Source organism: Paenibacillus validus NBRC 15382, assembly GCF_004000985.1.
Lineage (GTDB): Bacteria > Bacillota > Bacilli > Paenibacillales > NBRC-103111 > Paenibacillus_G > Paenibacillus_G validus.
On sequence record NZ_BIMH01000092.1, the window covers coordinates 1 to 7,638 of the forward strand.

Below are 7,638 nucleotides of genomic sequence, written 5' to 3' on the forward strand. Positions count from 1 at the left end.
GGGTTGAACGGTCCTTTCTTCATGTTCGGACGTTCAAACGTGGCCGGAACAGCCGTCGAGCAAATATTTGGCGTATGCCATCGGATTGTCGTACGTAGCGATCCATTCGCTCAGCATGCCGGCTTCGCGGAAGCTGTAGCGCTGGTCTTTACCGTTGCATTCGATAAACAGCGGGTAACCGTCCGTCGTGATTCCGACGTCCAGCCCCAAATCTGCCAGATGCGGAAGCCGATCGGACAGATGGGAGGCGACAAGTATGGAGAAGTTATAAATACGCTGTACGACTTCCTCGGGGTCCAGGTGAGCATATTCTTCTTGCAGGATGAGGGGCAGCTGGTAAGTCGTGCCGCCTTGGGCGACGTTCGTCACGAACGTATGCTTGGAGGCGACTTTGGCGACGATTCCCGTTACATCCCAGCTTCCGTCCGCCGTCCGCTGCACGGAGACGCGCAGATCAAACGGGCTTCCTTGAAACGTTGCCAGCGGCAATCGCTGCTGTACGATGTACGTTTCTTTTCGGAGGCGGCTGCGTAGGACGGCCGGCAGCCGCGTTCCTTTCCATCTGACGGTGCGCCACTTTTGGTTCACCGGGCCGAACGAAATCGGATAGGATAGCTTCCATCCTGTTGGGGTCCGGTCCATTCTCATCACGCCGCGTCCGATGCTGCTGTTGTTCGGCTTGATGATCAACGAGTCGAACCGTTTCATCAATCGTGCGATACCGTCCGGCGTAGCTCGTCGGGTTGCCGGCAGGTGCGGATGCAACGAAGGGTTTTCCAGCATCAATTGATGGATGCGCAGCTTGCCGTACCGGTTCCAGCGGTTGAACAGCTGGCGGCCGTCGCGAACCCAGGAAGACAACCGGCGATCCTGGGATTTGCTCAGATAGATCGCCCGGTTGTGTATGACAAGCGGAGCGGGGATTTTCCGCCGTACATAACCTTCGAGCTGCTTTACGTAGGCTTTCACCTTCTTTTGCCCGGCGCGAAGATCGCAAATCCTGAAGAAGCAGGGGGTGAATCCGTATTTTTTTCCCGCCTCTTCATAATGTTCAATAGCTTCGTATTTCCAAGTTCCCAACGGGATTTTACGGAGTTCGTTATCATTCACGAGAATGCCCACGTAGGGAGGATACACGACGATCCCTCCTCGATCTGTTATCGATCCTTACCTGTGACGATCGTTTATACAGCATATGTCGGGGATCGTCGGGCGGTATGGACAGGTGTCGTAGGCATTCGTCCGGATGTTCCGCGTTTATCCTTCCCTCAGGTCGCTCCACCGCATCAATAGCCCGCCGTGGACGAAGCCGCCGCCGAAGCCGAAGAGCAGCAGCCGATCCCCGTCCCGGAACCGTCCCATCCGAACGGCTTCATCCATGGCCAGCCCGATGGTGGCCGCCGATGTGTTGCCGTAAAGCTCGATTGTGTGCAGCGTTCGTTCGAGCGGGAGGCCGGTTTTGTCGCAGATGGATTCGATAATGCGCAGGTTGGCGCTGTGGGGGAGGAACCAATCGATGTCGGCAGTTGTCAAGCCGGCTTGGGCGAGCAGCTCGGCAACGCCCTTTGGGACGGTTTGCACGGCGAATTTGTACACCTCGCGCCCGTTCTGAACGAGCTTTCCGTCTCCGCGCAGGGGGGCGCCGTTCAAGCTTGCCGCTGTGTTCGAGCGGTACAGATGCCCCGCCCCGTTGCCGTCGCTGCCTGCGGTATAACTGAAAAACGCAGGCTCCGAGCGGGGATCGTCCGTCCGCTCGAGCAGCACGGCAGCCGCCCCGTCCCCGAACAGGATGCAGGTCGTGCGGTCGGTATAGTCGGCGATTTTGGACAGCGCGTCCGCGCCGATGACGAGCGCCTTCCGGTGCATGCCGGAAGCGATCATCCCGTCCGCCACATGCAGGCCGTAGACGAAGCCCGCGCAAGCCGCGCTCAAATCGAGCGCAAACGTCTGCTCGATGCCGAAGTGCGCTTGCACCAGGCAAGCGGTGGAAGGAAACGAGAAGTCAGGCGTGCTCGTACAAACCAGCAGCAGATCGACATCGTGCAGCGCCACGCCGTAGCGCTCCTGCATATTTTGCACGGCTCGAATGGCCAGACGGCTCGTGAACTCGTCCGGCTCGCCGATGCGGCGTTCGCGGATACCGGTGCGCTGTACGATCCATTCGTCGTTCGTGTCGATCATGCGTTCAAGCTCGGCATTCGTCAATATGCGCTCAGGCACATAACTGCCGATAGCGGTCATCCGGGAACGGTAACGCGGCCCGGACATCGGGAGAACAGGTTCGGTAAACATGATTAAACACCTCGATCGAATAAAATGGGGTCACTGTTCATGTATGCAAGAATATGTTGGTTAATACCAGTACCAAGTATTAGTACCAGATACTAAAATTTTAGCGGGATGTCGTTCGTTTGTCAATGTGGACGCAAGTGAATGGTTTAACAGATTTACATGAATATGCTTTAAATGAAGTTGTTTGTCATGTCTATCCTATGGATTCCGGCGCCGCATATCCTGAAGTTGAAAGGGAAGAAAGGTTATCCATGAAGAAGCTTAACAAGCGATAAGGCAGCTTTCGGCACCTAACTTTTTAATAAATGTCATCCGTCCAAGCAACCAACATGCAATTCTCATATTTTAGATTGTGAGACTCGTATGCAAAACTTCAGTGCGGGAATGAAAAAGGAAATCTATCCTTGAACGGGTGAATGTGAAGGCCTTCCTTGCTCAGTATCCAGTTGATGAGACGGCGATTACTCCTTATATGGGGCGTTCTGAAACGATCATTCAGAGTATCCAAAACAAGCTTCGTTCGAATGGTAAAGTAAAGTCTGCGCAACCACGTCAGGAGCTTCGTCTCCCGGCGTCTTTGGCTTGCTGAAGCGTCTTTCGGGCAAGTGACTCGCATGAGGGCGAATTGTGTCTGTTTGCGGATAAATTTCAGATTCAGCTGGCTTGTTCGAGAAAACCCATTATAATGTAACTAACGTTATGCCAGCGTCCGCGAATACGAAGGTGGCCCGCTGCAACGCCTTAATTTTCAATGAAAGTGTGGGAACGAAATCATCATGTCCATGAGAACGCTGAAATGGTTGACGATATTGCTGCCTACACTGCTTATCGGAGGATTCGAATACGTCCGGCACGACTTTCTGCTTGATTCCTTATCGATGGAAACAGGCAATCTATATATCACGCTGCTGACGCTGCTGATGTCCTTCGTGTTCGCCACTTGGATGTTCAAACGTATCGTTCGAATGAACGATACGCTCGCGAGGGAGCAGGCCAAACGGGCGGTCTACGAGGAGCGGGAGCGTCTCGCCGAAGAGCTGCACGACAATATCGCGCAAGTGCTGTTCTTCTTGAACGTGCAGCTGACGAAAGGTCAAATCTCCGAAGCGCGGGAGGCGGTTTCCGAGATTGACCACCACTTGCGGCAAGTGATCTTCAACCTGCGGACTGTTCCGGAAGAAGGGGCCGGCTTTGCTATGAGGCTGCAAGCCTGGCTGGAGGAGTGGAGCGGCTTGACCGGCATCGCGGTCGATTGCCTGGTCGAACCGGCGGAAGAGAACGTTCCGCCGTCCGCCGAGGTGGCGCTGTTCTCCATCGTCCGGGAAGCGTTCACGAATATTCGCAAGCATTCGAACGCCGATCAGGCTTGGCTCGAGCTTGCCCGGACGGAGGACGGCCAGCGGTGGCGGCTGCGGATCGCCGATAACGGCCTCGGCTTCGACATGTCGGACGGCGTGGCCGTAAATCGTTATGGGCTGTCCATATTGAACAAACGCGCAATGGACCTGGGGGCTGAGCTGCTCCTGCGCTCGTCGCCGGGTACCGGGACGGAGCTCATCTTGACCGGTCCGATGCGGGAAGGGAGAATGTCATGAAGTATAGGGTATTGGTGGCCGACGATCACCCGCTGGCCCGCCGTGCGGTACGGGCGCTCATTGAGGGAGAGCCTGACTTTGAATGGATCGGGGAGGCTGCGAGCGGAAGCGAGGCGGTGGTGCGGTGCGGCGAGCTGCTGCCTGACGTTGTGCTGATGGACATCCGCATGCCGGATGGCGGCGGACTCGAGGCGACCAAACGGATTAAGCAGTTGTATCCGCACATTCGCATCGTTATGCTGACGGTGTCCGATGACGTGGCCGATCTGTTTACCGCAGTGCGCTACGGCGCCCAAGGCTATTTGCTCAAAAACATGAACCCCGAGGACTGGGTTCACTATTTGCGAGGACTGCTGGACGAGAACAGCGAAATTTCCAGGGTCATTACTGACCGGTTGTTTCAGTCGTTCCGCTCCGAAGGCAGGACTTCATCGGACGAAGCTCCTCCAAGCGTCCTGTCGCAGCGGGAGCTAGAAATTTTGAGCTGTGTCGCGACCGGCCAGAGCAATCGGCAAATCGCTGAAACGCTCGTCATCTCCGAAAATACGGTCAAGAACCATATCAAGAACATTTTGGGCAAGCTCGCCTTGGACAATCGCGTTCAGCTGACCGCCTATGCCGTTCGTCATGGGCTAACCCAGAATATGTCTCAAGGCGACGGCCGCTAATTAACCCGCATTCCCCGGCAGAACGGGTTCCTCTAAATCAACCCGCATTCCCCGGCGGAACTGGTTCCTCCTATGGAAAGCGGGTTTATTCAGCCTTACTGGACCCTGTACAGATCGCGCAAGAACCGGTATTCCGCTTCCAGCCCGGTGCGCAGGTCGGTTTGAGGCTGGTAGCCGAGCAGCGACTGCGCTTTTCCGATATCCGCCCACGTTTGCTTCGGTTCTCCATAAATGTCTCCGACTTTCTGAAGGTCCGCCTTACGTCCGAACAGCTCTTCGATGATGGAAATGCATTCCAGAACAGAGGCTCTTTCCTTCCCTCCGATATTAATCGTTTCCCCGATTAATCCATCGGCGTAAGCAGCCCTGGCTACCGCATCCACGCAATCGGCTATATAGGTGAAATCGCGAGATTGGCGCCCGTCTCCATATAGCGGGATCGGCTTGTTCTCCAGCATGCGCCGAATAAACCGATGGAAAGCCATGTCTGTACGCTGTCTGGGTCCGTATACCGTGAAAAATCTGAGAATGACCAAGGGCAGTTGTTCATTATAAGCATACACCTTGCACAGATGCTCCCCCGTTAATTTGCTGACGCCGTACGGAGACAGCGGCTCCACGACGGCTGATTCCACAACCGGTCCCGTCTTCTGGCCATAAACCGACGAGGTGGAAGCATAAATAAATTTGCGGATGCTATACCGTTTGCACCCTTCCAGCAATCGCTGCGTCGCTGCGATATTGTGGGCAATGTAGGTTTTGAAATCTTCCCCCCAGCTTGACCGTACGCCAGGCATTCCCGCCAGGTGGAAGACGATATCGACGTTAGGGAGAAGCTGATCCCAGCTGACGGTACGCAAATCGATCTTGACCAAAGTAAAGCGCGGATGCCGGAGCAATGCGTGTAAATTTCTTTCCCTCATCCATATGGGGGACGCCGAAGGAACGAAAGCGTCCAGGCCGATTACCTCGACACGCTCATCTTGAAGCAGCCTCTCGCATAGATGGGAGCCGATAAATCCGGCCGCTCCGGTCACTAATATTTTCATAGCGTCATCTCTCCTCACGGATTTCCGAGGCATCGGTAGCTAAACCCCAGAGAGCTCATCCGCTTACCGTCCAGCGCATTTCTTCCGTCAAGAAAGTAATGCTGCCTCATGCTTTCTTTCAGCAGGCCCCAATCTGCCGTCGTATACTGCTTCCACTCCGTGCAAAGGATGACAGCGTCACAAGCGGCGACCGTATCTTCCAGCGTCTCGAACTGGCGGACGCGGTCGGATGCCATGTCGGCCGGCAGCTTGGAGACAGGGTCATGTACGCGAACGATGGCTTTCTCTTCCATCAGGTGCTTCAGAACGGAAAGTGCCGGGGATTCACGCTGATCGTCTGTTTCAGGCTTGAAGGACAGACCTAGCAGGGCTACGGTTTTATTGCGAAAGGATCCGAAGGTTCTTTCCCAATTATGCACGGCGTAAGAGATTTGCGTTTGGTTCACGGCGACGACGCTGTTCAGCAGCGTCATCTCGCTGCCATGCTCTTTTGCGGTATACAGCAGCGCTTGAATGTCTTTGGGAAAACAGGATCCGCCGAAGCCAATGCCTGCCCTTAGAAAGTGCGGTCCGATGCGAGGGTCGGTTCCCATCCCATGAGCCACATCAGTAACGGAAACCCCGAGCCGGTCGCAGAGCCTTGAAAGCTCGTTGATGAAGGAGATTTTCGTCGCCAAAAAAGCGTTTGCCGCATATTTGATCATCTCCGCGGTTTGCGGCTTGGTGACAATCAGGGGACAAGTCATATCTTTGTATAAAGCGGTGATGATTGCGGTCGCTTGCTTGTTCGTACTGCCGATTACGACGCGGTCGGGATGGAGCGCATCGTGCAGAGCGCTGCCCTCTCGCAAAAACTCCGGGTTGGATATCACATCGAACGAAACCGGCTCCCGCTGCGCCTCGCCGATCCACCGGACAACCTGTTCGTTCGTGCCTACGGGAACGGTGCTTTTAATAACTACGAGCTTGTATTCCGTCATCAGGGAACCGATCTGTTCGGCAGCCTGCCGTATAAACTGCAGATCGGCGCTTCCATCAGGCCGGGACGGAGTGCCGACGCATAAAAAAATGATCGGATGCTCCCGCAGGGCGGTTTCAAAATCGGAGGTAAACGAGATGCTTCCTGCACGGCTGTGTTCTTCAAGCAGAACGTCCAAGCCGGGCTCGTAGAAGGGCAGGGTTCCTACGGCCAGACGGTTCAGCTTGGCCTCGTTCGTATCGAATCCGGTTACCTTCCAACCGAGCTCAGCCAAGATGAGTCCGGTCGTGACGCCGACATAACCCATGCCTACAATCAAAATGTTCATTTGCCCGTCCCTCCAGCATGATACAAATTTCGAGCAATTTGGTGATCCCCAAATTGCTCGGGTTTATTCTTTTTTTTCTTGCTCCGTATGGTTTTACTCCTTGTGACTTAGGTGCTTTATTATAAATGTTATGTAAAGCATCTATACCCCGCAAGGGTATTCGCGGATGAGCATCTAAATATGTGTGTATGTGCATTTGTTGTGCAAATAACAATAAGTTGGTAAATATCCGCTTTCGTCTTCTATAACTAGCCTATACATTGCGTCTACGAGATCATAGTATACAGTGAAACTAACCAAAAAAGTTTCGAGACGAACATGGAGAGGAATGGTTGTTTTGTCTAAAGCCGAAAAAGTGAAGCAGTGGCTGGCTGCTTACCCTGATGCTGCTGAAGTTGAAATTGAGTTTGCGAACGGCGATAAGATCAATTACGCCTTGGACGAAGGGGTATCTGCTTTGATGAGCAAAGTGGACTGGGAGGAAGTTGAAGAAATAGAAGTGGAGATGGCTGACGGCGAAACAGAAAAGTTAGAATTGGACGACGACGATGACGACGACGATGACGACGAAGACGACGAAGACGAAGACGAAGATGAAGATGAAGATGAAGATGACGACGAAGATGAAGACGAAGACGGAGACGTAGACGAAGACGAAGACGAAGATGAAGATGAAGATGAAGACGAAGACGAAGACGAAGACGGGGACGAAGATGAAGACGGGGAC

7 protein-coding genes are annotated in these 7,638 nt (G+C 54.1%); 3 read left to right on the top strand and 4 right to left on the bottom strand.

Annotation, left to right across the window (positions count from 1 at the left end):
- Positions 1-33: 33 nt before the first annotated feature.
- Entirely contained in the window at positions 34-1,137 is a 1,104-nt protein-coding gene (locus PVA01S_RS25855; protein ID WP_127610740.1) for a YheC/YheD family endospore coat-associated protein, read from the bottom strand.
- 120 nt (positions 1,138-1,257) lie between these two features.
- On the bottom strand, positions 1,258-2,292 hold the full coding sequence (locus PVA01S_RS25860; RefSeq protein ID WP_127610742.1) for a ketoacyl-ACP synthase III: 1,035 nt from the start codon (positions 2,290-2,292) through the stop codon (positions 1,258-1,260).
- Between the two features lie 776 nt (positions 2,293-3,068).
- Here PVA01S_RS25860 and PVA01S_RS25865 point away from each other — a divergent pair.
- Both PVA01S_RS25865 and PVA01S_RS25870 read left to right on the top strand, forming a co-directional pair.
- Entirely contained in the window at positions 3,069-3,887 is an 819-nt protein-coding gene (locus tag PVA01S_RS25865) for a sensor histidine kinase (protein ID WP_127610744.1), read from the top strand.
- Entirely contained in the window at positions 3,884-4,555 is a 672-nt protein-coding gene (locus PVA01S_RS25870; RefSeq protein ID WP_127610746.1) for a response regulator, read from the top strand. Before PVA01S_RS25865 ends, PVA01S_RS25870 begins: the two co-directional genes overlap by 4 nt.
- Positions 4,556-4,650: 95 nt before the next feature.
- On the opposite strand, the gene PVA01S_RS25875 is transcribed toward PVA01S_RS25870, so the two are convergent.
- The gene (locus PVA01S_RS25875) at positions 4,651-5,604 is read right to left on the bottom strand and encodes an NAD-dependent epimerase/dehydratase family protein (RefSeq protein WP_127610748.1); all 954 of its coding nucleotides are present in this window, start codon (positions 5,602-5,604) and stop codon (positions 4,651-4,653) included.
- 14 nt (positions 5,605-5,618) lie between these two features.
- Positions 5,619-6,911, bottom strand: coding sequence for a UDP-glucose dehydrogenase family protein (locus PVA01S_RS25880; RefSeq protein WP_127610750.1), 1,293 nt, complete (start codon positions 6,909-6,911; stop codon positions 5,619-5,621).
- A 337-nt stretch (positions 6,912-7,248) separates the two neighbouring features.
- On the opposite strand from PVA01S_RS25880, the gene PVA01S_RS26980 reads away from it, so the two are divergent.
- Positions 7,249-7,638: hypothetical protein (locus tag PVA01S_RS26980; RefSeq protein WP_218029672.1), on the top strand; the 390-nt coding region annotated here is incomplete at its 3' end.